This window comes from Marinobacterium sp. xm-m-312 (assembly GCF_013283295.1).
Lineage (GTDB): Bacteria > Pseudomonadota > Gammaproteobacteria > Pseudomonadales > Balneatricaceae > Marinobacterium_E.
The window spans coordinates 1-25,720 of record NZ_WBYS01000007.1 but is presented as its reverse complement, the minus strand read 5'-3'; the positions used below and the strand labels follow the sequence as shown (position 1 = coordinate 25,720).

25 protein-coding genes are annotated in these 25,720 nt (G+C 48.1%); 7 read left to right on the top strand and 18 right to left on the bottom strand.

The features are described from left to right. Nucleotides 1-17: 17 nt before the first annotated feature. From XMM312_RS09580 to ahpF, 6 genes are all read left to right on the top strand, one after another. Nucleotides 18-1,820: an extracellular solute-binding protein gene (locus XMM312_RS09580; protein WP_371731515.1), complete on the top strand. Its 1,803-nt coding sequence runs from the start codon at nucleotides 18-20 to the stop codon at nucleotides 1,818-1,820. Then, entirely contained in the window at nucleotides 1,820-2,911 is a 1,092-nt protein-coding gene (locus XMM312_RS09575) for a microcin C ABC transporter permease YejB (protein WP_173484077.1), read from the top strand. Before XMM312_RS09580 ends, XMM312_RS09575 begins: the two co-directional genes overlap by 1 nt. A gap of 3 nt (nucleotides 2,912-2,914) precedes the next feature. Then, the gene (locus XMM312_RS09570) at nucleotides 2,915-3,940 is read left to right on the top strand and encodes an ABC transporter permease (protein WP_173489141.1); all 1,026 of its coding nucleotides are present in this window, start codon (nucleotides 2,915-2,917) and stop codon (nucleotides 3,938-3,940) included. Further along, a complete protein-coding gene (locus tag XMM312_RS09565; RefSeq protein WP_173489140.1) occupies nucleotides 3,937-5,532 on the top strand; it encodes an ABC transporter ATP-binding protein in 1,596 nt (531 codons plus the stop codon). Before XMM312_RS09570 ends, XMM312_RS09565 begins: the two co-directional genes overlap by 4 nt. Nucleotides 5,533-5,647: 115 nt before the next feature. Then, nucleotides 5,648-6,214, top strand: a complete 567-nt coding sequence (gene ahpC / locus XMM312_RS09560) for an alkyl hydroperoxide reductase subunit C (RefSeq protein ID WP_173482111.1) — start codon at nucleotides 5,648-5,650, stop codon at nucleotides 6,212-6,214. 83 nt (nucleotides 6,215-6,297) lie between these two features. Beyond that, nucleotides 6,298-7,845, top strand: coding sequence for an alkyl hydroperoxide reductase subunit F (gene ahpF / locus XMM312_RS09555; RefSeq protein WP_173489139.1), 1,548 nt, complete (start codon nucleotides 6,298-6,300; stop codon nucleotides 7,843-7,845). 209 nt (nucleotides 7,846-8,054) lie between these two features. Here the strand turns inward: ahpF and adk are convergent, their stop codons facing one another. The 16 genes from adk to rpoE form a co-directional block, all read right to left on the bottom strand. Next, nucleotides 8,055-8,708, bottom strand: a complete 654-nt coding sequence (adk, locus tag XMM312_RS09550; protein WP_173482113.1) for an adenylate kinase — start codon at nucleotides 8,706-8,708, stop codon at nucleotides 8,055-8,057. 260 nt (nucleotides 8,709-8,968) lie between these two features. Continuing rightward, nucleotides 8,969-9,790 carry a nucleoside triphosphate pyrophosphohydrolase gene (gene mazG / locus XMM312_RS09545; RefSeq protein ID WP_173482114.1) on the bottom strand — a complete coding sequence of 274 codons (822 nt, stop codon included), beginning with the start codon at nucleotides 9,788-9,790 and terminating at the stop codon, nucleotides 8,969-8,971. Beyond that, a complete protein-coding gene (relA, locus tag XMM312_RS09540; RefSeq protein WP_173482115.1) occupies nucleotides 9,790-12,054 on the bottom strand; it encodes a GTP diphosphokinase in 2,265 nt (754 codons plus the stop codon). Before relA ends, mazG begins: the two co-directional genes overlap by 1 nt. A 90-nt stretch (nucleotides 12,055-12,144) precedes the next feature. Then, nucleotides 12,145-13,050 carry a cysteine synthase CysM gene (gene cysM / locus XMM312_RS09535; RefSeq protein WP_173482116.1) on the bottom strand — a complete coding sequence of 302 codons (906 nt, stop codon included), beginning with the start codon at nucleotides 13,048-13,050 and terminating at the stop codon, nucleotides 12,145-12,147. Nucleotides 13,051-13,121: 71 nt separating this feature from the next. After that, entirely contained in the window at nucleotides 13,122-13,496 is a 375-nt protein-coding gene (gene acpS / locus XMM312_RS09530) for a holo-ACP synthase (protein WP_173482117.1), read from the bottom strand. Beyond that, complete coding sequence (gene pdxJ / locus XMM312_RS09525; RefSeq protein WP_371731474.1) at nucleotides 13,497-14,240, bottom strand: pyridoxine 5'-phosphate synthase; 744 nt, start codon at nucleotides 14,238-14,240, stop codon at nucleotides 13,497-13,499. It abuts the gene before it with no gap. Beyond that, the gene (gene recO / locus XMM312_RS09520; RefSeq protein ID WP_173482119.1) at nucleotides 14,240-14,944 is read right to left on the bottom strand and encodes a DNA repair protein RecO; all 705 of its coding nucleotides are present in this window, start codon (nucleotides 14,942-14,944) and stop codon (nucleotides 14,240-14,242) included. The genes pdxJ and recO overlap by 1 nt, the downstream gene beginning before the upstream one ends. Next, nucleotides 14,945-15,847, bottom strand: a complete 903-nt coding sequence (gene era, locus XMM312_RS09515; protein ID WP_173482120.1) for a GTPase Era — start codon at nucleotides 15,845-15,847, stop codon at nucleotides 14,945-14,947. A 2-nt stretch (nucleotides 15,848-15,849) separates the two neighbouring features. Further along, nucleotides 15,850-16,527: a ribonuclease III gene (gene rnc, locus XMM312_RS09510; protein WP_173482121.1), complete on the bottom strand. Its 678-nt coding sequence runs from the start codon at nucleotides 16,525-16,527 to the stop codon at nucleotides 15,850-15,852. Beyond that, a complete protein-coding gene (locus XMM312_RS09505) occupies nucleotides 16,524-16,898 on the bottom strand; it encodes a DUF4845 domain-containing protein (RefSeq protein ID WP_173482122.1) in 375 nt (124 codons plus the stop codon). The genes rnc and XMM312_RS09505 overlap by 4 nt, the downstream gene beginning before the upstream one ends. 18 nt (nucleotides 16,899-16,916) lie before the next feature. Continuing rightward, complete coding sequence (gene lepB / locus XMM312_RS09500) at nucleotides 16,917-17,708, bottom strand: signal peptidase I (RefSeq protein WP_173489138.1); 792 nt, start codon at nucleotides 17,706-17,708, stop codon at nucleotides 16,917-16,919. A gap of 7 nt (nucleotides 17,709-17,715) precedes the next feature. Next, nucleotides 17,716-19,515, bottom strand: coding sequence for a translation elongation factor 4 (gene lepA / locus XMM312_RS09495; RefSeq protein ID WP_173482124.1), 1,800 nt, complete (start codon nucleotides 19,513-19,515; stop codon nucleotides 17,716-17,718). A 133-nt stretch (nucleotides 19,516-19,648) separates the two neighbouring features. After that, nucleotides 19,649-21,046 carry a DegQ family serine endoprotease gene (locus XMM312_RS09490; protein ID WP_173489137.1) on the bottom strand — a complete coding sequence of 466 codons (1,398 nt, stop codon included), beginning with the start codon at nucleotides 21,044-21,046 and terminating at the stop codon, nucleotides 19,649-19,651. A gap of 22 nt (nucleotides 21,047-21,068) precedes the next feature. After that, complete coding sequence (locus XMM312_RS09485) at nucleotides 21,069-21,497, bottom strand: SoxR reducing system RseC family protein (protein WP_173482126.1); 429 nt, start codon at nucleotides 21,495-21,497, stop codon at nucleotides 21,069-21,071. 3 nt (nucleotides 21,498-21,500) lie between these two features. After that, nucleotides 21,501-22,295, bottom strand: a complete 795-nt coding sequence (locus tag XMM312_RS09480; RefSeq protein WP_173489136.1) for a MucB/RseB C-terminal domain-containing protein — start codon at nucleotides 22,293-22,295, stop codon at nucleotides 21,501-21,503. Nucleotides 22,296-22,313: 18 nt separating this feature from the next. Further along, nucleotides 22,314-22,892, bottom strand: coding sequence for an RNA polymerase sigma factor RpoE (rpoE, locus tag XMM312_RS09475; protein WP_371739869.1), 579 nt, complete (start codon nucleotides 22,890-22,892; stop codon nucleotides 22,314-22,316). A gap of 215 nt (nucleotides 22,893-23,107) precedes the next feature. Here rpoE and nadB point away from each other — a divergent pair, with 215 nt between their 5' ends. Further along, nucleotides 23,108-24,715, top strand: a complete 1,608-nt coding sequence (gene nadB / locus XMM312_RS09470; protein WP_173482128.1) for an L-aspartate oxidase — start codon at nucleotides 23,108-23,110, stop codon at nucleotides 24,713-24,715. Here the strand turns inward: nadB and XMM312_RS09465 are convergent. Continuing rightward, nucleotides 24,705-25,124 (bottom strand): hypothetical protein, encoded by a 420-nt coding sequence (locus XMM312_RS09465; RefSeq protein ID WP_173482129.1) that lies wholly within the window; start codon nucleotides 25,122-25,124, stop codon nucleotides 24,705-24,707. The two genes, nadB and XMM312_RS09465, sit on opposite strands and share 11 nt — an antisense overlap. Next, entirely contained in the window at nucleotides 25,102-25,362 is a 261-nt protein-coding gene (locus XMM312_RS09460) for a succinate dehydrogenase assembly factor 2 (RefSeq protein ID WP_173482130.1), read from the bottom strand. The genes XMM312_RS09465 and XMM312_RS09460 overlap by 23 nt, the downstream gene beginning before the upstream one ends. Between the last annotated feature and the right edge of the window lie 358 nt (nucleotides 25,363-25,720).

Below are 25,720 nucleotides of genomic sequence, written 5' to 3'. Positions count from 1 at the left end.
TTTCGTTGGAGGTTTCCGTGGCTTTGGGTTCTATTCAAAAAAATTCCATAAAAAAAATAGGCGCCATTCTCTCATTCGCCGTTGCACTGACGGCTCATGCCAGTGTCGAGTCTTCGCACGGGATCGCGATGCACGGCGACCTGAAATACGATGCAGGGTTTAGTCATTTTGAGTACGTTAACCCAGAAGCACCTAAAGGCGGAGTTTTTAAACAGGCCGCCAACGGCACTTTTGATAGCTTTAACCCTTTTATTATCAAAGGCACAGCAGCGGATGGTACCGGATTAACCTTTGACACCCTGATGGCTCGCTCTTACGACGAACCCTTCACTCAGTACGGCTTACTAGCCGAAGCGGTCCGTATGCCTGAATCCAGAGCCTGGGTTGAGTTTGATCTTCGTAAGCAGGCACGTTTCAGCGATGGTACCCCTGTGACAGCAATCGATGTCATCGAGACCTTCAGACTATTGCGTGAACAGGGCTCACCCTTCTACAAAGCTTACTACCGCGACATCCGTTCAATCACCGCTATTACAGACCATACTGTCCGTTTTGAGTTTGGCAGTGAAGAGAACCGCGAATTGCCATTGATCATTGGCGAGGTCCCTATTCTCTCTGCGAACTATTGGAAAGAACGAGACTTCACCAAGCCTTCGCTGGACCCTATCTTGGGTTCAGGGCCCTACGTTGTAGACTCTTTTGAAGCGGGTAGAACCATTACCTACAAGCGCAACCCAGATTATTGGGGAACCGACCTTCCGGTTAACCGCGGTCGCTACAACTTTGATGCCATGCAGTTTGATTACTACCGTGACAGCACCGTCGCACTGGAGGCATTCAAAGCTGAAGAGTATGACTTTAGAGAGGAGAACTCCTCTAAAAACTGGGCGACCAGCTATACGGGCCCGGCATTTGATGAGGGTCGTATTAAGAAGGAGCTGATTGCTGATGCCAACCCGGCTGGTATGCAAGCCTTTATCATGAATACGCGCCTCGACAAGTTCAGTGATCCTCGTGTTCGATCAGCCATCGCACACGGCTTCGATTTTGAGTGGACCAATGCCAACCTGTTTTACAGCGCATACACTCGCAGTCACAGTTTCTTCTCTAATTCAGAGATGGCCGCCACTGAACTACCCAGTGAAAAAGAGTTGGCCATTTTAGAGCCGTTCAGAGGCCAGATTCCGGATGAGGTGTTTACAACCGTTTACCAAGCGCCAACCACCAAAGGGGATGGGCGCAACCGAACTCAACTTCGCACAGCACTTAAACTTTTAAAAGAGGCTGGCTGGACACTAAAAGATGGCAAATTGGTTAATGATGCCGGAGATTCATTCAATTTCGAAATACTACTGGTGCAAAAGGATTTTGAACGCGTCGTTGCACCCTTTATTCAAAATCTAGAGAAACTGGGGATGCAGGTCAGCATCCGCATCGTTGATGTATCCCAGTATATTAATCGTCTTCGTTCAACTGACTTCGACATGATCGTCGGCAGCTTTGGACAGAGCAGCTCACCAGGCAATGAGCAGCGCGAATTTTGGGGATCGGAAGCCGCCGATCAACCCGGTAGCAGAAATCTAATCGGCATCAAAGATCCCGCGATTGATCAGTTAGTGGAGCTTCTGATTCAAGCTCCGGATCGTGAGCAGCTTGTGCTGCGTGCTCGAGCGCTGGATCGAGTATTGCAGTGGAACCATTTTGTGGTGCCTCAGTTCCACATCGACTCACACCGTGTCGCCTACTGGGATAAATTTGAGTTACCTGCGATTCGCCCCACCTACACCATTGGACTGGATACCTGGTGGGCTAAGCCATAATGGCAGCGTACATTGTTCGACGATTACTGCTCATGATACCGACGCTGTTCGGTATCTTGCTGTTGAACTTCCTAATTATTCAACTGGCGCCTGGTGGACCGGTTGAACAAGCTCTCGCTCACCTACAGGGTTTTTCGGTTGATGCGACCAGTCGTATTGGTTCAGGAGAGCGTTCAGATATCAGCGCCGATGCACAAGGCGGCGATTCAAAATATCGGGGTGCCCAAGGCATGGACCCCGCACTGGTTGCTGAGATCGAACAACTCTATGGCTTTGACAAGCCGGCCCATGAGCGGTTTTTTAAGATGCTGACAGACTATCTAACCTTCGATTTTGGCCGTAGTTTTTTCAGTGATAAACCGGTGGTTGATCTGATTATCGAAAAGATGCCTGTCTCGATCTCTCTTGGGCTATGGACCACACTGATCACCTACCTAGTCTCCATTCCTTTAGGCATTCGAAAAGCGGTTCGAGATGGCTCCCCTTTTGATATCTGGAGTTCCAGCATCATCATTGTTGGCTACGCGATCCCAAACTTCTTGTTTGCTATTTTACTGATCGTACTATTTGCCGGCGGCACCTACTTTGAGTGGTTTCCGTTGCGAGGCTTAACTTCACCCGGATTTGAAGAGATGACTCTGATCGAAAAAATCGGGGATTACTTCTGGCACCTTGCTCTACCAATCCTAGCGTCCGTTATTTCCAGCTTCGCAACGCTGACCATGCTGACTAAAAACACCTTCCTTGATGAGATCCATAAGCAGTATGCACTGACCGCTCGGGCTAAGGGTTTAACCGAGCATCAGGTTCTTTACGGCCATGTATTCCGAAATGCCATGCTACTGATCATAGCGGGTATGCCTGCTGCATTGATTGGTATTTTCTTCACAGGATCGATGTTGATTGAGGTGATCTTCTCACTGGATGGTTTAGGGCTGCTTGGCTATGAGGCGGTTATCAACCGAGATTACCCTGTTATTTTCGGTACGCTCTACATCTTCACCCTAGTGGGGCTTCTATTAAAGCTGGTATCAGACATCACCTATACCCTTGTCGATCCTCGTATCGATTTTGAGAGTCGAGAGGGTTAAACGATGGCATCACCCATTACTCAGCGACGCATTGCACAGTTTAAAAGCAACCGACGAGCCTACTACTCGTTTTGGATCTTTATGTTGCTGTTTACCCTGTCGCTCTTTGCTGAATTGATCGCAAATGACAAACCGATCCTAATCAAAACGGATCAAGGGCTGTTCTATCCGTTAATGGAAAACTATACAGAGACCGATTTTGGCGGTGACTTTGATGCACCGGTCGACTACCGCGATCCCTATATTACTGAACTGATTGAGGAGCAAAACGGCACTCTGTGGTGGCCCGTTATCCCGTTCAGCTACGACACAATCAACTTTAACTTGGACCAACCAGCCCCCTCTCCGCCTACTACCGACAACTGGTTAGGCACTGATGACCAGGGGCGTGATGTCGCGGCAAGATTGATCTACGGTTTTCGTATCTCAATCCTGTTTGCCACAGTCCTGACCCTTGCAAGCTCGGTTATTGGCGTCGTAGCAGGCGCGCTACAAGGGTATTACGGAGGTAAGGTCGATCTGTTTATGCAGCGTTTCATTGAGATCTGGTCCGGTCTGCCGGTTCTCTTCCTATTGATCATTCTAGCCAGCCTAGTGGAGCCTAATTTCTGGTGGCTGCTAGGGATTATGTTGCTCTTCTCATGGATGAATTTGGTGGATGTGGTGCGCGCTGAATTCTTGCGTGCACGCAACCTGGAGTACGTCAGAGCAGCAAGGGCTCTAGGGCAACCGAACTCAGTTATCATGTTTAAGCATGTCCTTCCCAACGCTATGGTTGCGACACTGACGTTTATGCCGTTCATCTTTAATGGTGCACTGGTGACATTAACCGCACTCGACTTTCTTGGCTTTGGCCTACCACCCGGCTCGCCATCCTTAGGTGAACTTGTGGCACAGGGCAAAGCGAATCTTCATGCACCTTGGCTAGGTGTGACCGCTTTCTTATCACTCTCTATCATGCTGACGTTACTGATCTTTATTGGTGAAGGCGTTCGCGACGCGTTTGATCCTAGGAAACAGAGCCGATGAAACCGATTCTAGACGTAAAACATTTATCGATTCGATTTCCTGATCAGCCTGAAGCAGCTGTAGAGAATCTAAGCTTTTCTCTAAACGCCGGTGAAACACTGGCGATTGTTGGCGAATCGGGTTCAGGCAAATCGATCTCTGCCCTGTCGCTATTGAAACTGCTGCCTGAGCAGACAGAGATACAAGCAGACTCAATTGTTTTCCAGGGGAAAGCGCTTCAGGAGTCAACAGAAGCCGAACTTCGATCAATAAGAGGCCACCGAATCAGCTACATTTTTCAGGAGCCGATGACCTCTCTTAATCCGCTTCATACCATCGAGAAACAGATAGCTGAATCGCTTAAACTGCATAAGGGATTATCGGGCTCTAAAGCCCGTAAACGAGTGATAGAACTTCTAGACCTGGTGGGTATCCCATCACCTGAGTCCCGTTTGAAAAGTTACCCCCACGAGCTATCAGGCGGTCAGCGCCAGCGTGTCATGATTGCGATGGCATTAGCCAACGAACCCGAGATTCTAATTGCCGACGAACCCACCACCGCGCTGGATGTCACAATACAAAAGCAGATCCTTGATCTACTGAAATCTCTGCAACAGACACTGGGGATGGCGATACTGATCATTACGCATGATCTGAATATTGTGAAGCGTTACGCCGATCGCATTTTAGTGATGCAACAAGGCAAAGTCGTAGAAAAAGGCGATACTCTTTCACTGTTTAATGCTCCCAACCACCCCTACACAAACACACTGCTCAATGCAGAACCTGTACGCGACCTCGCTGACGTTAAAGCAACTGCTGACACCTTGTTAGACGCCAAGAATATTCGAGTCTGGTTCCCTAAAACTCAGGGCCTTCTGAAACGTGTTTATGATCACATTAAAGCGGTTGATGGCATCGATCTACAGATCAAACAGGGCGAGACATTGGGTATTGTCGGTGAGTCAGGTTCAGGTAAATCAACCCTCGCTTTTGCCCTGCTAAAACTGATCAAAAGCGAAGGGGAGATATGGCTAGATGGCAGACGTGTTGATTCGCTCAACCAAAAGGAGATGCGACCTCATCGCCGTGTTGCCCAGATCGTTTTCCAAGATCCCTTCGGTAGCCTCAGCCCGAGAATGACTGTGGCAGAGATCATTAGTGAGGGGCTGGAAGTACAACAGAGTTTCTCACCTGAACAGAGAGAAGCCGCTGTCATTCAAGCCCTTCTGGATGTGCAGCTAGATCCAGAATCTAGACATCGCTACCCGCATGAGTTCTCAGGTGGCCAGCGACAACGAATCGCCATCGCGCGAGCACTGGTATTAAAGCCTAAATTAATCGTGTTAGATGAGCCGACCTCTGCCCTCGACAGAACGGTTCAAAAACAGGTCATTGATCTACTTCAATCCCTGCAACGCCAATATAAACTAAGCTATCTTTTTATTAGCCACGATCTCGCTGTCATAAAAGCGTTAAGTCACCGCGTTATGGTGATGAAAGGTGGCAAAGTGGTTGAATCTGGCACTGCAGAGGCTATTTTTAATGCCCCTTCGACGGATTACACCCGCGAATTAATTTCTGCATCAGCCCTTGAAAAAGAGACTGCCTGATAGCATTTATTAATAACATCATTAGTTACAATTAATTTTACCTTTTTGTCGGCGAACTCTAAGATTCGTCGCATTCTTGAAACATGACAATTTAACCAACCAAGGAGAAGACAGAATGTCTGCTTACATTAACCAGGAAGTTAAACCATTTAACGCAACAGCATTCCACGCTGGCGAATTCGTAGAAGTTTCAGAAGCTGACCTTAAAGGTAAGTGGTCTGTTGTTTTCTTCTACCCAGCAGATTTCACGTTCATCTGCCCAACTGAGCTAGGTGACCTTGCAGACAGCTACGCTGAGTTCCAGAAGATCGGTGTTGAGATCTACGCAGTATCAACTGATACTCACTTCACTCACAAAGCATGGCACGACTCTTCTGAGACGATCGGTAAAATCACTTACCCTATGATCGGCGATCCAACGGGTCAGATCTCTCGCAACTTCGACGTAATGATCGAAGAAGCAGGTCTTGCTGAGCGCGGTACTTTCGTTATCGATCCAGAAGGTAAGATTCAGATTGTTGAGATCAACTCTGGTTCTGTAGGCCGTGACGCATCAGAACTTCTTCGCAAGATCAAAGCTGCACAGTACGTTGCTGCTCACCCAGGCGAAGTATGTCCTGCTAAATGGAAAGAAGGCGCTGAGACTCTAGCACCCTCTTTGGATCTTGTTGGTAAGATCTAATCGGACCTAAGTCCTTTCCCGAGGCTGCACTCGCAGCCTCGTTTCTCTCAAAAGTTTAGTTATTTTTTATTCATGAGGTCATCATGTTAGAGCCCAATATTGTCCAACAGCTGGACCAGTACCTTAGCTACATCAAACAACCGATTGAGCTTAAATTAGCTGCTGACGACTCAGCAAAAGGTAACGAACTTAGAGAACTCGCGACAACGCTTGCTGAGCGCAGCGACAAAATTACATTGACTGATTGGGATCATCACCGAGTGCCAAGCATGGCCGTTCTTGGTGAAGCTGATGCTGAACCTCGTGTTGTGTTCTCCGGTATCCCAATGGGTCACGAGTTTACAACTCTGATTCTTGCTCTTCTTCAAGCGGGTGGACACCCAAGCAAAGAGCCTGAAGAGGTACAGAATCAGATTAAGAGCCTTGAGGGTGAGTTCCATTTTGAAACTTACATCTCGCTCTCTTGTCAAAACTGTCCGGATTTAGTGCAAGCTCTAAACCTGATGGCACGCCTAAATCCAAACATCACCAGCACGATGATCGATGGCGCACTCTACCAATCTGAAGTAGAAGAGCGTGAGGTGATGGCCGTACCCGCTGTATTCCTGAACGGTGAACTATTTACCCAAGGGCGTACTGAGCTCAAAGAGATTCTAGCGAAGCTTGATACTGCCGGTGCTGAGCGCGAAGCAGAAGCGCTATCGGAACGCGACCCATACGATGTACTCGTTGTAGGTGGCGGTCCTGCAGGTGCAGCCGCTGCTATCTATGCAGCTCGCAAAGGGATTCGCACCGGTTTAGTCGCCGAGCGATTTGGTGGTCAGGTTCAAGACACCATGGGCATTGAGAACCTAATCTCAGTTCCCTACACAGAGGGACCAAAACTGGTCTCTAACATGGAACAGCACGTTAAAGAGTACAACGTTGATATCATTACAGCGCAACGCGCAGCGGGCCTCTCTGAAGCCGATGGCCTACATCAACTGAACTTAGAGAGCGGTGCAAACCTACAGTCGAAAACCATTATTATGGCGACGGGCGCCCGCTGGCGTGAGATGGGTGTCCCAGGTGAAGCGGAATACAAAGGCAAAGGCGTTGCCTACTGTCCACACTGTGATGGCCCACTGTTTAAAGGTAAGCGCGTAGCTGTTATTGGTGGCGGCAACTCAGGCATCGAAGCCGCGATCGATCTTGCCGGTGTGGTCAGTGAAGTAACCGTTTTAGAATTTGGTGACACACTTCGTGCAGACCAAGTGTTGCAAGACAAAGCAAACTCGCTCTCTAATGTCACCATTATCAAGAACGCGCAAACCACAGAGATCACTGGAGCGAATGGTAAGGTTAACGGCTTGATCTATACCGACCGCACCTCTGGCGAATCTCACAGCGTTGAGCTAGAAGGTGTATTTGTTCAGATCGGCTTAGTGCCAAATACTGAGTGGTTAAAAGAGAGTGCCGTTGAGCTAACCAAATTTGGTGAGATCCAGATCGATGATCGCGGTGCTACCAATGTACCAGGCGTATTCGCAGCGGGTGATGCAACCACCGTGCCTTACAAACAGATCATCATCTCGATGGGTGCCGGTGCTACAGCCTCTCTATCCGCCTTTGATCACCTGATTCGAAACTAAGTCGAAGAGGCTAGCAAATAAAAAAAGGAGAGTTTAATGCTCTCCTTTTTTGTCTCTTAACGGCACAAACTCCCCACTGAACTTAATAAGTATCGCAGAATCAATCAACCCGTTGCACTAGCGAGTTGAATCCGTGTCAGTATTTAAACCCTTAAGAGCATAAAAAACCGCACTAAGTAAGTGCGGTTTAATTTACCTTAGCTTTGATATCAAGCCAGGCCCTCGAATACCCGATCACGGATCTGGTCAACGCTACCCACACCCTCTACGTATACGTATTTTGGTGCAGTTGCAGCATCTTCATCTGCCCAGCCGCGGTAGTAACCGATCAGAGGTTTAGTCTGATCATGGTAAACGTTTAGGCGAGCGCGAACTGTCTCTTCTTGGTCATCTTCACGCTGTACAAGGTCTTCACCTGTTACGTCATCTTTACCCTCTGTTTTAGGTGGGTTAAATACGACGTGATAAGTACGACCTGAACCAGGGTGTACACGACGACCCGACATACGCTTGATGATCTCTTCATCTGCGACGTCAATTTCAACGACTGCATCTAGAGCAACGCCAGCTTCTTTCAGAGCATCTGCTTGAGGAATAGTGCGCGGGAAGCCGTCGAATAGGAAACCGTTAGCACAATCTGATTCTGCAATGCGCTCTTTAACTAGGCCGATGATGATGTCGTCTGATACCAGACCACCTGCGTCCATAACCTTCTTGGCTTCAACACCTAGAGGCGTACCCGCTTTTACGGCTGCACGTAGCATGTCCCCAGTAGAGATCTGTGGGATACCGTATTTCTCAGTGATGTACTGAGCCTGAGTACCCTTACCGGCACCTGGTGCACCGAGAAGTATCATTCGCATTAATTTTCTCCTTAAAAAAATACGCTGCGCCTGGGCGCAGCATTAAAATTCTTACCGCTGACATTAATTTAGGTGTGGCTATTACACAATTCGACCATAGCCGTGCGGTGTCACCTTTAGCACTTTATAAAGCTGTTTAAAGTGCGCTCAAGGGAATCACTTATCCCGAGCAAGCCACGCATATTAGCATGGCTGTATAGAGCTTGAGAACTGAATCACTATTAGGCTTTAAGCGAATAGTGCCAAAGACTCTATCAAACCTATTTTTTAGATTTCTCGATCTTTTTGGCTTCATCCCACCAAGCGTCTAGCTCTTCAAGCGTAAACTCTCTCCAATCCTTACCACTGGCTAGCACCCTATCCTCGACATGGTTGAAGCGACGTTCAAATTTAAGGTTGGTATTACGAACAGCCTGCTCGGGATCGACTGATAATTTTCGTGCAAGGTTGGCGTTAACAAATAGTAGGTCGCCTAACTCTTCGCGAACCGCATCCAAATCACCTTGCTGCATCGCTTCGCGGAGCTCTTGGATCTCCTCTTCAATCTTATCCAGCACGCCGGTAGCATCATCCCAATCAAACCCTACCTTAGAGGCACGCTTGGTTAGCTTTACGGCACGACTCATAGCCGGCAGTGTCGTTGGTACCTCATCTAAAACACGGGCGCGATCTTTGCTTTCGCGCTCCTGCTCTTTGATCCGCTCCCACTGTGCATTCACAGTTTGCTGATCTATTTCGATCGACTCTGCACTGTCACGTAACTGACCTGTTGGAAAGACGTGAGGGTGGCGACGCAGCAGCTTACTGCAGAGTTGATCAACCACTTCATGAAGATCAAATAGGGATTGTTCTTTACCCAGTTGCGAATAGAAGATGACCTGAAACAGTAGATCGCCCAACTCATCTTTTAGATGAGGCCAATCCTGTCGTTCGATGGTATCAGCGACTTCATAAGCCTCTTCGAGGGTATGAGGCACGATTGAAGCAAAGGTCTGTTCCAAATCCCATGGACAACCGGCTTTTGGGTCACGCAAACGCTCCATCAGGTAGATGAGGTCATCCAGGGTATAGCGATCACTCATTAATGAACCCCTGAGCGTTCACGGCGAACGTCACTGACATTCGGAATTTGATTGATCTTATCCATAACCTTGCCAAGCTTATCGAGTCGACCGATCTCTAGGGTCAGCGCCAAATTCGCTTCGTTGCTACTCTTATCCGTCAGTGTGTTAGCCGACAATATATTGATTCGCTCGTTCGCTAAGATGGTCATAACATCGCGCAACAGTCCAGACCGGTCAAAGGCCTCTATGACAATATCGACTGGGTAGGTGGCTTCAGCCTCCTCTTCCCAAGCCACTTGAACAATTTTACTGGGCTCCACCTCGCGCAGGTGTTGTAGCTCTTTACAATCTTCACGGTGGATCGAGACGCCGCGGCCCTGTGTCACGAATCCAGCAATGGCATCGCCGTGAATCGGCTTACAACAACTAGCAAATTGAGTCATCAAGCTGCCGACGCCAACCACATGGACACCAGAGTCACTCGACCTACTCTGTTTTGGTGACGAAGCAGGAACATCCAGATCCAATTGTGATTCACGTTCGGCCTGCTCTTCACGCGCTTGTGCAGCTGAGATCACTTGCGAGATTCTTAGATCGCCAGCACCGAGTGCCGCAAACATGTTCTCATTGGAAAGGAACTTAAGACGTTGTGCGATATCCGATAGGTCTACCTCAGTGGCGTCTAATGCCAATCGCTTAAACTCACGCTGAATCATCTCTTTACCCGCATCCACATTTTGATCACGAGCCTGAGTCTTAAACCAATGAGCAATCTTAGCTCTACCCTTAGAGGTTTTTACATAACCTAGGTTGGTGTTGAGCCAATCACGACTTGGGCGCTCTTCTGGGCCTGTCATGATCTCAACTTGATCACCAGTCTGCAGCGCGCGGTTGAGCGGAACAATACGACCCGAGACACGTGCACCTCGACAGCGGTGACCGATTTCCGTGTGCACACGGTAAGCAAAATCAACTGGGGTAGCGCCAGCAGGAAGATCAATGACGTGCCCTTCTGGCGTGAATACATAGACACGATCCTGGGTCACATCGGAGTGGAGAATATCACCCAATGATTCAGTATCGCCCAGTTCGTCATGCCACTCGAGAACCTGGCGTAACCAAGAGATCTTCTCTTCATAGCCATCGGCGCGACTCGCTGTATCTGTCCCTTTGTAGAGGTGGTGAGCACAGACACCTAGCTCAGCCTCTTCATGCATGTCAAAGGTGCGAATCTGAATCTCTACTGCCTGTGATTCAGGACCGAATACCGCGGTATGCAGTGAACGATAACCGTTGGGTTTTGGTGATGCGATGTAGTCATCAAATTCGTGCGGGATATTTCGCCATGCGCCATGAACTATGCCCAGCACGGTGTAACAATCACGAATTTCTGGCACCAATATACGCAGGGCACGGACATCGTAAACCTGATTGAATTCGATATTCTTACGCTGCATCTTTCGCCAGATACTGTAGATGTGTTTAGCGCGGCCAGAAACCTGACCATCAATACCTACCTCTACAAGTTTCTCTTCGAGCAGCTTAATGACACTGTCGATGTACTCTTGACGCGCAAGACGCTTTTCAGCAAGTAGCTTTGCTATGTGTTTGTAATCATTAGGTTTTAGATATCGAAATGAGAGATCTTCTAATTCCCATTTGATGTGGCCGATACCCAACCGATGCGCTAATGGGGCGTAAATATCGAACACTTCACGTGCAACGATGTAACGTTTACGTCGATCCGCATCTTTTACTGCACGAATCGCGCAGGTCCGCTCAGCCAGTTTGATGAGTGCAACGCGAACATCGTCCACCATAGCGACCAGCATCTTACGAACGTTGTCGACCTGACTGCCGCCAGTGCCTAACACGCCCTCTTCATCACGTGGATTTTTGCGACTGCCAATTGCAGCCATCTGCAAGACACCGCGCAGAAGACGAGCGATTTCAGCACCGAATTTAGCTTTAACCCGGTCGATTGATAGTCGCTCTTCTCGCACTGCACGGTAAAGCACACCGGCTACCAGAGCCTCTTCTGTCTGCTGCAGGTCAACGAGGATCTGGACCATCTCCAGACCAGTAAGATAGGCGTTTTGCCCCAGTGACCAGACATCATGAGTTGAGCTCTCTTCATTCAAGGAGGCTTCAACTAATTCGCATGCCTGACGGAAACGCGCTTCATCTTCGAATGTATAACGGTTAGATAGAATCTCTAACCAACGATCCAGATCAACGGATCCATCTTCACGGACCGGTTGATCGTCACGAACCTTAACCAATGTAGGCTACTCCTGTATTGCGAGTAGCGAGCTGATACCCTAGCTCAAACTCATAAAAACGGCGTCAATATTAGAACGACGGGGCTTAACCTATGATGACTTAGAGAAGACACCTGTCGAAAGATAACGATCGCCTCTATCACAAATAATGGCGACGATTACTGCATTTTCAACCTCTTGAGCCAATCTTAGCGCGCCAGCAACGGAACCACCTGACGAAACACCACAGAAAATACCCTCTTCGGTCGCTAAACGACGCATCATGACTTCAGCATCCGCCTGATCAACATCCAATACACGATCGACACGACTCTCTTCGAATATCGTTGGTAGATACTCTTTTGGCCAACGACGTATGCCAGGGATTTGAGACCCTTCAGAGGGTTGAAGACCAACAATTTGAACGCTTGGATTCTGCTCTTTAAGGTAGCGCGAGGTCCCCATGATGGTACCTGTAGTTCCCATAGAGCTGACAAAGTGTGTGATAGTTCCTGAGGTTTGTTGCCAGATTTCAGGCCCTGTTGTGCGGTAGTGCGCTTCAGGATTATCTAAGTTACCAAACTGATTTAGAACCTTGCCTTCACCACGCGCTTGCATTGCCTCGGCCAAGTCTCGAGCACCTTCCATGCCCTCCTCTTTTGTCACCTCAATCAACTCTGCACCATAAGCACTCATAGCCGATTTACGCTCTTCGCTCATGTTATTCGGCATGATCAGTTTAAGCGTATACCCCTTGATTGCAGCGGCCATCGCCAACGCGATACCGGTATTGCCAGAAGTCGCCTCGATCAATGTATCACCTGGTGCGATCTCGCCTCGCTCTTCGGCTAGAGTGATCATACTCAAGGCAGGACGATCCTTAACGGAGCCCGCAGGGTTATTACCCTCTAATTTACAGAGAATGGTGTTGTTATTTGGCGCTTCGATACGTTGCAGTCTGACTAGCGGTGTATTGCCAACCAGCTCAGCGATAGTAGGGTATTGAGTTGAGCTCATCTCTAATCCGTTATAAGAATTGATTTTATTATTCGATTATATCAGGGGAATTCCACCATCGAAATGGTGAATTAAGCCTGAGCGATTACTTGAGCAACCACATAGTGCTGCTCATCACTGTAGCTTAAAAACCACCGGGTAATGCCAAGCACCTCGGCGTGTTCTAGAGCTTTGTCAGTCACCAACAGATCAGGGCGACCTGCACTGTTCTTAACCACCTCGAGGTGCTGCCAGCTAACGCCTTTAGCGATACCTGTACCCAAGGCTTTAACGGCCGCTTCCTTCGCTGCAAAGCGTTTAGCTAAAAAACGCGCGGGTTGGCTAGATTGGTTGAACGCTTCCAACTCAGTGGGGGTCAATATTCTCTCAGCAAAACCGGGAGTTCGCTCAAGTGCGCGCTCCACTCTAGAGATTTCAAGAATATCGACACCGGTTCCAACAAGCATTTAACTGGCCATCGCTCTGGCATTAAGCATCAGATCACGCATTTCACGAACCGCTTGATCCAAGCCGACAAAGAGTGAACGGGCGATGATCGCATGACCAATGTTTAGCTCATTGAACTCTGGAATTTCTGCAATCGGCTCTACGTTATGGTAGTGCAGACCATGACCAGCGTTGACCACCAGACCTATTGAGTGAGCATAGGTTGCTGCCTCTTTAAGTCGTTCAAGCTCGTCTAACTGCTCTTGGCCTTCTGCCTCAGCGTAAGCACCAGTATGCAGTTCAATCACTGGAGCTCCCACACGTTTAGCCGCATCAATTTGTGCCTGATCAGGATCGATAAAGAGTGAGACTTCGACTCCGGCTCTCGCCAAGCGCTGACACGCCGACTGAATGTGAATTTCATGACCAAGTACATCCAGACCGCCTTCAGTCGTTAACTCTTCGCGTTTCTCTGGCACTAAACAGGCGTGTGCAGGTTTGATCTCTTCAGCAAAACTGACCATTTCATCAGTAACCGCCATCTCAAAATTCATACGAGTCTGAAGCGTTTGCGCCAATAGACGAATGTCACGATCTTGAATGTGGCGACGGTCCTCACGAAGGTGCACCGTAATACCATCGGCGCCAGCGTGCTCAGCAATAGACGCTGCATAGACAGGGTCTGGGTATTGAGTACCACGAGCTTGACGAAGAGTCGCAATGTGATCGATGTTCACACCTAATAAAATACGATTTGGCTGGATCACTCACTCTCTCCTTTTCTCTCTTTAGATCTCGGTTGAAACAACTCTCTTGATCGCAACGGCTTGTCACCTAACTGCTCTTTTAAGAGCTCTCTCATTAAATACTTTGCCGCTTTCTTAACGCTGGGATCAGTATACTCACCTTGTTCAATGGAACGAAGCTGATCACCTGTGAAATGCGCCGAGGCAACCTCATCTACCGCACTTATCCCCTGCACAACATCATAACGGTAGTACGGCTGATGACAGCCTGACAGATCGCTCCAACTCCCTAACTCCTTCAGTAGCGCCTGCTCAAATAGCCGTAAACTCACCTCGTGATCTTGAGATTGAAGCAGATCATTAAGCAGCACTTTGTAATTGAGGAATAACTTAGGTGTCGCCTCTAAGGGTTGAAGCAAACGCTCCAGTAGTTCATTGGCGTACAAGCCACACATTAACGCTTTGCCAGTCAAAGTGGGGAGTAGTTCTGCCAATTCGGCTTGATGAAGCGTTTTAAGCTCTGACTGGCCTGAAAATCGAACGGCCAATACTGTAAAGGGTTGAAGCGTATGGCGTAACTTTGAGCCTGGCCTGCGCACACCTCGAGCAACTACTGATACTTTGCCATACTCGAGTGTAAATAGATCGACAAGTGCACTGGTTTCACGATAGGGACGCGAGTGAAGAACAAACGCTGCGACCTGTTCAGTGCGACTGTTCATTTAGTCGTGATGATATCCAAGGCTTGCTAGGGCACGTTCGTTGTCTGCCCAGCCGCGTTTCACTTTAACCCAAAGGTTCAGCATGACCTTGGCATCAAACATGCGTTCCATATCGATGCGAGCGTCACGACCGATCACTTTAATTCGCTCACCCTTATCACCGATAACAATACGTTTTTGCCCCTCTCGCTCAACAAGAATCAGTGCACTGATGGTCAACAGACCACGTTCATCTTGAGTAAACTCTTCGATCTCAACCGTGGTTCCGTAAGGGACTTCATCCCCTAGATTACGCATCAGTTTTTCACGCACAAGCTCTGCCGCGACAAAACGGGAGCTACGGTCGGTGATCTGATCTTCAGGGTAGAAGTGCATCCCTTCCGGCATGTAGGATTCAACGGCACGCTCTAGTTGATCGACGTTATGCCCTTTGTGAGCAGAGATAGGCACGATCTGATCAAAATGGCGTTTGCTATTGAGCGTTTCGATCCAAGGGAGAAGCGACTCTTTATCCTTGAGTAGATCCACTTTATTAACCGCCAATATGACTGGGCAACGAAGCTTCTCCAACTTAGAGAGTACGATCTCATCCTCTTCGGTCCAAGCGGTACGATCGACAATAAAGACGACTAGATCGACATGACGCAGCGCCTCAGAGGCGGCTTTGTTCATGTAACGGTTCAGTGCTTTACCTGTAGCGTCGTTGTGTAGCCCGGGTGTATCAACGTAGATAACCTGCAGATCCTCTTCGGTTTTAATACCAAGAATCTGATGACGAGTCGTTTGAGGTTTTTTTGAGGTGATGCTCAGCTTTTGACCAAGGATATGGTTGAGCAGTGTGCTCTTACCCACATTCGGTCGGCCAACAATAGCAACATAGCCACAGCGTGTATTCGCTTCCATGATTACTCCTGCCCTAGTGCAATCAGTGCAGCACGAGCGGCTTCTTGTTCTGCCTGGCGGCGGCTGGATCCAACACCCTTGCAGCTTTGATCCAACAGTTGAACCTGACAAGAGATATAGAAGGTCTGATCATGCGCCTCACCAACGACTTTATCCAGTTGGTAATCAGGTAGCGGCTTACGTCGTGACTGCATAAACTCTTGAAGGCGCGTTTTAGAGTCTTTGACTGACTTTTTAAGATCGATCGCTGCTAAACGCTCTTTGAACAACCCTAAGATGAACTGTTTAGACGTCTCAAAATCACTGTCCAAGTGAATGGAACCAATGATCGCCTCTACCGCATCAGCCAAAATTGAGTCGCGACGGAAACCACCACTCTTTAACTCACCCGAACCAAGGCGAAGATAATCACCCAAACCTAGCTCACGACCGATCTCTGCAAGAGTTTCACCTTTCACCAACTTTGCTCTAAGACGGCTCATTTCACCCTCTTTAGCCTGTTCAAACTGCTCAAACAGCGCATTAGCTATGACAAAGTTTAGGATTGAATCGCCCAAAAATTCCAGGCGTTCATTGTTGCGCTTACCACAGCTTCGGTGCGTTAACGCCAATTCAAGCAGGGATTCATCTTGGTAGGTGTGGCCAAGCTTTCTAGCCAACTCTGAGACAGGTCGTATCAAGGTTTTATCGCTTTAAATTCATCTTTAAAAACAACGACAGCATCAATGTTGCCGTACAGTGGGACGCGCTCTTCATAGTCCAGCGTGAATATCAGTTCACCAGTATCCTGAGTGATCTGCAAAGCGTCACGTCCAGGCAGAGCTACTTGATTAATCGTAAATCGACGCTCGATATCACGACGAATCTCGGCGCGACTTTTTGAGAGTTCAGCCGGGTCAGCAATAATATCTTCAATAATGCTGACCACGGTTGTATGGGTTGAGTAAGGCGCTAGCAGTTTAAACCCAAGGCTAAAGCCAACTGAGCCAACAATAAGCAGTAACAGTATCGATAGTGTACTGATGCCCTTTTGTCGAATGTGCTTATCCATACTCAACCTCAGTATTATTTACTGAATGGACCGCATCGCTGTGAAATCTGGAATGCTCAATAGTTGAGCCCAATGCATCCAAACACTCACCGCTTTACCGACGATCAATTCATCAGGAACAAAACCCCAATAACGGCTGTCATTACTGTTATCGCGGTTATCGCCCATCATAAAGTAGTGACCCTCTGGCACACGCCAGCCACCATTCATTACACGTGCATTCACATCGCGATAGATCTCGTGCGCAACATCGCCTAGCTGCTCTTCAACTTGAAGACGCTTGGGGTTGATCGCTGGTATTTGAGCAATCAACGTTTGATTTTGCGGTTCACCGTTCACAAAGAGCATCTTATCTTTATAAACAATTTCGTCACCCGGAAGACCTATCACACGTTTAATATAGTACACGCTCGGGTTTTGAGGGTATTTAAATACCATAACGTCGCCACGTTGCGGCTCGTTATTGTCGACAAACTTGATGTTTCCAACCGGTGTACGAAGACCGTAGTGGTATTTATTCACCAAAATGAAGTCACCGACTTTCAGCGTTGGCAGCATCGAACCTGAAGGGATTTGAAAGGGTTCGTATAAAAATGAACGAAGAATCAAAACAGCCGCTAATACCGGAAAGATAGAGCTAGAGAGTTCGGCCCAGTAGGGTTTATTAACCTTAGGTTCTTCGAAACCCTCTTCCACCATTTGCGACTCTTTGCGTTTTCTAGAGGGTGCAAAAAAGGCGATATCCAATAACCATAGCAGGCCTGTAACTAATGTAACTACGACCAAAATCAGTGCAAAATCTAAGTTCATATTAGCCTCAGCTGTCTACCTTCAGTACGGCTAGGAATGCATCTTGCGGAATCTCAACTCGACCCACCTGCTTCATGCGCTTCTTACCCTCTTTCTGCTTAGCGAGCAGTTTCTTCTTACGGCTCACGTCACCACCGTAACATTTTGCCAAGACGTTCTTGCGCAGAGCTTTAACCGTTGTACGAGCAATGATCTTACCACCCAGAGCCGCTTGAATAGCGACATCGAACATCTGACGTGGAATAAGGTCTTTCATCTTTTCACAGAGCAGACGGCCACGGTACATTGAGTTATCGCGGTGAAGGATAACAGCCAAAGCATCCACTTTCTCACCGTTAATGAGAATATCCATTCGAACCAGCTTAGCGGCCTCGAAACGGGTGAAGTTGTACTCAAGGGAAGCATATCCACGTGATACCGATTTCAACCGGTCAAAGAAGTCCAATACCACTTCGGCCATCGGCAGTTCATAACTTAACTGAACCTGCTTACCGACAAACTGCATATTCTTCTGAATACCGCGTTTCTCCACACACAAACCAATGACCTGGCCAAGATAATCCTGAGGCACAAGGATATTGGCTGTCACGATCGGCTCACGCATCTCACGAATGCCGCCTGGGTCAGGCAGTTTCGATGGGCTGTCAATGTAGATGATATCGCCGTTGTTCATCTCCACTTCATAGACAACCGTTGGTGCTGTTGTAATCAGATCGAGATCGTATTCGCGCTCAAGGCGTTCTTGGATGATCTCCATATGAAGCATACCCAAGAAACCACAACGGAAACCAAAGCCAAGTGCATCCGATGTTTCAGGCTCGAAGAAGAGAGAAGCATCATTAAGCGTTAGCTTGTCGAGCGCTTCACGGAAGTCTTCATAGTCATCCGAACTGGTTGGGAATAGACCGGCATAAACCTGTGGTTGAACTTTTTGGAAACCTGGCAGTGCATCAACATCAGGTGTTTTTTGATGCGTCAAGGTATCACCCACTGGTGCACCGTGAATATCTTTGATGCCGGCAACAACGAAGCCTACTTCACCCGCTTGTAAGATGTCAGTTTTCACCTGTTTCGGTGTAAAGATACCGACCATCTCAGCCTGATAGTTCATGCCAGTCGATTTAACCATGATGCGATCTTTACGACGCAAGGTTCCTTGAGTCACACGAACCAGTGAGACAACCCCAAGGTAGTTATCAAACCAGGAGTCGATAATTAGAGCTTGAAGTGGTGCTTCACGGTCACCTTGTGGTGGTGGGATTACATCGATCAGCGCCTCTAGAACATCTTCAACGCCCATCCCCGTTTTAGCTGAACAAGGGACCGCAGCTGAAGCGTCGATACCGATCACCTCTTCAATCTCCTGACGAACCACTTCGGGTTCAGCCTGAGGTAGATCCATTTTGTTCAAGACAGGTAGAACCTCAAGGCCCTGCTCTATCGCGGTGTAACAGTTGGCAACCGACTGCGCTTCAACACCTTGCGCGGCATCGACAACAAGAAGCGCGCCTTCACATGCATAGAGTGAGCGTGAAACTTCATAAGAGAAGTCGACGTGTCCCGGCGTATCGATGAAGTTCAACTGGTAAGTTTCACCGTTGCGCGCTTTATAGTCCAAGGTAACACTTTGAGCTTTGATGGTGATGCCACGTTCGCGCTCGATATCCATTGAATCGAGGACCTGTTCAGCCATTTCACGATCAGACAGACCGCCACAAATTTGAATAATGCGATCGGCTAACGTCGACTTACCGTGGTCGATGTGTGCAATGATACTGAAGTTACGAATGTGATCTAGTTCACTCACTCTGTGTAAAACCTATACTCTTGGAACGACAAAGAAAATTTAGCGCACAATTCTACTCGAATTCATGCCCTATAGATAGAAAACAGGGGCCATTAAGGCCCCTGCAGAGGATCTTTTCAACGATCCACTAGGTTCACTCGAGACGCATTGCTAAAAAGACTGGATTACCGCCACGAATCACTCGAAGTGGCACCGCTTTGTCATCTGGCAAGTCGGCCACTATATCGGCCAGTTGCTCCACTGAGCTAATTGACTGACCGGCTAGCATAGTGATCACATCACCCTGACGTACGCCGGCATTGGCCGCAGGACCTTGTCCAACTGATTCAACATAGACCCCTGCATCAACACCGGTACGCTCTTTGATTTCAGACGTCATATCTTGAACCACCAAGCCCAGAGACTTTCTCTCTTTAGGCTCAGGTTGTGCTCGGTTAGCGGCTAACTCTTCATTTGAGGGAAGCTCACCAATCGTCACTTTCAAGTTGACTGATCTACCTGAACGGAACACCTCGACATCCGCTGTTTCGCCCGGTGCAATACGACCAACCTGAGCAGGTAGCTCGGCTGACAAACCGATCTCACGGCCATTAAATTTAACGATGACATCACCCGCTTCAAACCCTGCCTCTTCTGCAGGACTATCACTTAACACCTGTGCAACCAGCGCACCTGATGGTTTATCTAAGCCGAATGATTCAGCAAGGTCACGTGTAACCTCTTGAATAATCACACCCAACCAACCTCGAGAGACGCTACCCTTCTCTTTAAGCTGATTGGCAACCTCCATAGCCACATCGATGGGAATGGAGAAAGAGACCCCCATGAAGCCACCTGAGCGGGTATATATCTGCGAGTTGATACCGACCACTTCGCCATCTAGATTGAATAGCGGGCCTCCGGAGTTGCCTGGGTTGATCGCCACATCGGTTTGAATAAAAGGAACATAAGAGTCACCTGGAAGGGCTCTCTCCTTAGCGCTGACAATACCGGCAGTGACGGTTGAGTCAAAACCAAAAGGACTGCCAATAGCCAGTACCCACTCACCCACTTCAAGCTCAGAAGAGCTACCGATCTCCAGTGCCGGTAGATCTTTAGCATCGACCTTGAGTAGCGCCACATCTGAACGTTGATCAGAACCAATAATCTCTGCCTCAATTTCGCGTCGATCATTCAGTCTAACCAGAACTTTCTCAGCTTTATCGATCACATGGTGATTGGTCAAAATGTAGCCATCATCCGAAATAATAAAGCCCGAGCCCAGCGATTGTGGATGCATACGAGGCTGCTGCCCAGGTGGCTGCTGAAAACCCCTGAAGAAGTCGCGGAAGATCTCTGGCACTTCCTGGTCGTTGAAGTTGTGGGGCATAGCCGAACGAGAACTCTGTTTCTGTTCTTGAATCGTGCTTATATTGACGACCGATGGCGACAGCGTTTTCACTAAATCCGTGAAATCGGGTAACTGCTTGGCCATCGCCAAGGATGAAATAGCGATACCCGCTACGAAGGTAATTGATCGAAGAAAGGTCATATTTACTCCTTAGGTAAAAACCTTAGCGAAGCAAACGTGGCTGATACTGCCCTGATGCTACGCCTCTTAAACCCATATTACGGCCAATGAACAAGCCGACTATGAATCCAAGGATAGCGCCAACTATCTGAAAAAATTCTGAAAAGTTTAAAAATCTCGCCAAAATTGGCAGAAGGATCATACCGACCAGCGGTATAAGGTAGACGGTAACAGAGGCACCTACCAAGGCACCCTCTTCCAATCCAACCCAAACCTCTTGGCCTGGCGATACAATAAGTCGACTGGGGTTATCGATTAGAACTTCAACGCGTTTGGTTGGGAACCAATCGCTGAGGCGTTTCTGGCCACAAGTCGATGAGCTTGCACAGGATGCACAAGCACTTTGGCGACTCACCTCTACCCAAACCTGATCGGCCTCAGAACGGAGAACCGTCGCACGCTCTTCGATCATGAATTAATTGCTAGCGACCACCACGCTTGCAGCCACTTTATCAGCATCCGTCAGTGACAAATCACCCACTACCGAGACAAAACGATCATCAACTAAACGACCGACAGCCACCAAACCTTGTGCGCTTAAGGCGCCTTCCGATGCAGAGACTGCTTCAGCCGGTTTAATCACCACACTTAGCACCTGATCGCCCTTTTTGTAGAGTTTTGATTGACTGCCACCAACTACTCGCTCTGATACTTCAGCAAAGCCATCAGGTAGCCAGTTAACCTGCCAGTCAGTCGCATTACTATTTAACAGTGCAAGATGCTCATCGATCTGACCGCGAAGACCTTCTGATAGACGAATCACTTCGAGAGTTGGCTTACTCTCTTGTGAAGCCTCAACGCCTGACGAGAGAGATGTGCGCATAAGATCCGAAGAACCTTGATTACGCTCTAGGTAGCCATTGGATGCCAATGCGCTAGGCTCACCCAGCTGAGCGCTGTTCAAACCAATCATGACAGCAAGGGTAAGGGATGCAGCAACAGCCATGCTACCTACTGCACTCCAACTAGAGGTTTTTGTCTCTTCAACCTGAGCTGATTGCTCTTCTGAAATAGAGGCCATGACTTGAGAGGAGATATCAACAGTAGAGTTGATGCTCTGCTCACGCATCAAGGTACGAGCGAGGTGGTAACGACGCCATACTTGCGCGTCTTCACTGTTCTCGTCGTAATGTTTAAGAGCACGACGCAACTCAAATTCAGTTGCCTCCGAGTCCATCAATGCAGAAAGACTTTCTCTATTGCTCGACATATTTGATCCTCATTTGCTCTAGCTAGAGAGCATTGGTTTCAACTCATTATCAATCGCTTCACGAGCTCGATGGATCCTTGATCTGACGGTGCCAATTGGACACCCCATTACTTCGGAGATCTCATCGTAGCTCATCCCTTCAAGCTCTCTAAGTGTTAACGCCACTCGAAGCTCTTCAGGAAGTTGCTCGAGCGTTCGGGTCATCACCTCGAACATCTCATCTCGATGCAAACTATTTTCTGGTGTTTCAAGATCTCTAAGCTCTGTGTCGCTCTCTAGATTTTGAAAATCTAAATCTCTATCAGGCGGTCTTTTACTTCTTGCGACTAAATAGTTCTTCGCAGTGTTAATGGCTATACGATACAGCCAAGTGTAAAAGGCACTTTCACCTCTAAAGTTCTTAAGAGCCTTATAAGCCTTAATGAACGTCTCTTGTGCAACATCCAACGACTCTGATTGATCGTGAATGTAACGCCCTACCAGTGCAATAATCTTATGCTGATAACGCTTCACGAGCAGATCAAACGCACGCTGATCACCTGCCTGTACACGCTCAACAAGCATCTGATCGGTTATCTTGTGGTTGGTATCGTTCACTCTCTATCCTAGTCAATGCCAAAGGGCTTCGGAGGATGACAGTATGATTGTTACACCAACCTAATATCAAGCCGATCAATCTCTTACACAGACTAAGATTCAAAAAATGTCGAAAAGTTCCCCAATTATTGAAGTTTTTTTACAAACCCCTTACCAAGAGCTAAACACACTCGCATAATAGAGCTCTTTTTTACGGTCTCAATAAGTCAAAACAGATGGCACGATTTGAAGCAGATGTACTGATCATTGGCAGTGGCGCAGCCGGTTTAACAGCCGCACTAAATTTACCGTCTAACCTGAAGGCACACGTCTTGAGCAAGGGTAAATTAGAGCATGGTGCTACCTGGTGGGCACAGGGTGGAATTGCCGGTGTTTTTGATCCAAAAGATCAAACCGAAAACCACATCAACGACACCCTGGTTGCTGGTGCCAACCTTGGACACTTAGACTCTGTTCAACACACCGTAAAAGATGGCCCCAAAGGCATTCAATGGCTAATTGATCAGGGTGTACCTTTCACACGACAGGAAGAGCAGTATCATTTAACACGAGAAGGCGGCCACTCACATCGCCGTGTACTTCACTCGGCCGATGCAACAGGCAAAGCGATTCAACAAACTCTAATCAGCCAAGCAAGGTCGGCCAGCAACATTGAGCTGTTTGAAGATCGAATTGCGATCGACCTGATCACCCGTCGTAAATTAGGCTTAGGTGAAGATGCGTGTGTAGGTGCCTATGTCTACAACCAAGAGACAGAGAGCGTTGATCTGTTTCTTGCTCGAACCGTCATATTAGCAACTGGCGGTGCCTCTAAGGCTTACCTCTATAACACCAACCCGAACGGCGTCGCATCCGGCGATGGTATTGCAATGGCTTGGCGAGCAGGCTGCCGAGTTGCAAACCTAGAGTTTAATCAGTTTCACCCTACCTACCTTTATCACCCTAAGGCACAGAGCTTTTTGGTCACCGAAGCGATCCGTGGCGAAGGCGGTATTCTGAAACTACCTAACGGCACCCGTTTCATGCACCGTTTTGATGAGAGAGCCGAACTGGCACCACGCGATATCGTCGCCCGCGCCATCGACTTTGAGATGAAACGTGTTGGTTGTGAATATGTTCACTTGGATATTTCTCACAAACCCGCAGATTTCATTAAAGAGCACTTCCCAACCATTTATGAGCGCTGTTTAGAACTTGGGATCGACATTACTAAGGAACCGATACCCGTAGTACCAGCTGCACACTACACCTGTGGCGGTGTCATGACCGACATAAATGGCCAGACCGATATCAAAGGACTCTTTGCCATTGGTGAGACCGCGTTTACAGGCCTTCATGGCGCAAACCGATTAGCGTCAAACTCTCTACTTGAGTGTATCGTGTACGGTAAATCCGCGGCTGAACAAGTGGCATCACTGCTACAAGAGAGTGGAGAAGCCTTCCCAGAAGTCCCTAACTGGGATGACTCACAGGTAGTTAACTCAGACGAAGATGTCATAATCTCGCACAACTGGGATGAACTGCGCCGTTTTATGTGGGACTACGTGGGTATTGTACGTACTGATAAACGCCTACAGCGAGCACAGCACCGTATCGATCTATTGAACGATGAGATCAATGAGTACTACAGCAACTATAAAGTGAGTAAGTATCTGATCGAGCTTCGTAATCTAGTGACCGTCTCGGAATTAATTATCCGCTGTGCTATGAAACGCACTGAATCACGTGGCCTTCACTACACGCTCGACTACCCAGAACAGTCACCTGATCTTTATGACACCGTTCTGGTGCCGGAAAACTACTTCTGGGGCGTTAACGCTTAGCAGCAATAGGCGCGTATTGAGAAATAACCGATAAGCGCCGCCACCCACTCTCTGGTAATTGGTCAAACCAGACACAAATCCAAACGGGTAATGCACGCTCTAATGGTTGTACTTTAATAAAGAGAACAAACCTTAAGTTTATAATTTGAACAGGTGGAGCTGTCACTAACATCTTCTCATCTATAAACAGGCAAAACCTATCTTTATCGGCATTCCAAACAAAGCCGGTAAAGCGCTCAAATGGAGCCAAAGCACGATAGACCCATAGTGAGAAGGTAAGTAACAGAAGATACACCGCAGTCGATGCACCGGTGAGTAAAGGTGTTAAACCGACTAAAACAAAAAAGCCAAACGTAAACAGACGTTTGGCTTTAGATTCAATAAGATCAAACCTTACTGGCGCGAACACAATCCAACACCACAGTGACCGCCCTCTCCATATCTGGGTCAGCCGGCTTTTCACGCTGCATGAACCAGAGAAAAAGCTCCTGATCCTCACAATCAAGAAGCTTCACAAAGCGATCTTGATCCTCAACTGATTGGTCCCGAAAATGATTCTCCATGAACGGAACAAACAGCAGATCCAGTTCCCACATACCACGACGAGACTGCCAAGTAAGACGACGAATGTCTTCTTCAGAATACACGCTATACCACTCCAAAACGCGTTGATTAGATGAGAGTAAATATAGCATTAAATGGGCATGGTAGGGGGAGAAAGTTGAGACGTTGGAGCGGTCTTGCAAAGGCTGCGAAGGTTGGGAGCGTGATTGGAGAGCAGGTGACAGGCTAAAGCCTGTCACTGGTGTGCTTAACTCGCTACGGAACTACGGTGACAGGTCTTCAGCCTGTCATCCGCTATATCCGTTGGCAGGGACTTTTTAAAACCGTTGGAGCGGTCTTGCAAAGGCCGCGATGGATTTGGCAGAGATCCTTTACGAAGCTCTCAATGACCTACAATAGGTGCCGAGCGTTGCTCGTCATCGCTTCGCGACGCTTGCAGCG

Excerpts from the sequence above, each read along its gene's own strand:
- ahpC (WP_173482111.1), top strand. The coding sequence starts at position 5,648 with ATGTCTGCTTACATTAACCAGGAAGTTAAACCATTTAACGCAACAGCA.
- lepB (WP_173489138.1), bottom strand. The coding sequence starts at position 17,708 with ATGAACTTAGATTTTGCACTGATTTTGGTCGTAGTTACATTAGTTACA.
- XMM312_RS09485 (WP_173482126.1), bottom strand. The coding sequence starts at position 21,497 with ATGATCGAAGAGCGTGCGACGGTTCTCCGTTCTGAGGCCGATCAGGTT.
- cysM (WP_173482116.1), bottom strand. The coding sequence starts at position 13,050 with ATGAGCTCAACTCAATACCCTACTATCGCTGAGCTGGTTGGCAATACA.
- acpS (WP_173482117.1), bottom strand. The coding sequence starts at position 13,496 with ATGCTTGTTGGAACCGGTGTCGATATTCTTGAAATCTCTAGAGTGGAG.
- XMM312_RS09490 (WP_173489137.1), bottom strand. The coding sequence starts at position 21,046 with ATGACCTTTCTTCGATCAATTACCTTCGTAGCGGGTATCGCTATTTCA.
- XMM312_RS09575 (WP_173484077.1), top strand. The coding sequence starts at position 1,820 with ATGGCAGCGTACATTGTTCGACGATTACTGCTCATGATACCGACGCTG.
- XMM312_RS09480 (WP_173489136.1), bottom strand. The coding sequence starts at position 22,295 with ATGTCGAGCAATAGAGAAAGTCTTTCTGCATTGATGGACTCGGAGGCA.
- XMM312_RS09565 (WP_173489140.1), top strand. The coding sequence starts at position 3,937 with ATGAAACCGATTCTAGACGTAAAACATTTATCGATTCGATTTCCTGAT.
- adk (WP_173482113.1), bottom strand. The coding sequence starts at position 8,708 with ATGCGAATGATACTTCTCGGTGCACCAGGTGCCGGTAAGGGTACTCAG.
- nadB (WP_173482128.1), top strand. The coding sequence starts at position 23,108 with ATGGCACGATTTGAAGCAGATGTACTGATCATTGGCAGTGGCGCAGCC.
- recO (WP_173482119.1), bottom strand. The coding sequence starts at position 14,944 with ATGAACAGTCGCACTGAACAGGTCGCAGCGTTTGTTCTTCACTCGCGT.
- era (WP_173482120.1), bottom strand. The coding sequence starts at position 15,847 with ATGGAAGCGAATACACGCTGTGGCTATGTTGCTATTGTTGGCCGACCG.
- mazG (WP_173482114.1), bottom strand. The coding sequence starts at position 9,790 with ATGAGTGATCGCTATACCCTGGATGACCTCATCTACCTGATGGAGCGT.
- XMM312_RS09570 (WP_173489141.1), top strand. The coding sequence starts at position 2,915 with ATGGCATCACCCATTACTCAGCGACGCATTGCACAGTTTAAAAGCAAC.
- ahpF (WP_173489139.1), top strand. The coding sequence starts at position 6,298 with ATGTTAGAGCCCAATATTGTCCAACAGCTGGACCAGTACCTTAGCTAC.
- XMM312_RS09505 (WP_173482122.1), bottom strand. The coding sequence starts at position 16,898 with ATGGATAAGCACATTCGACAAAAGGGCATCAGTACACTATCGATACTG.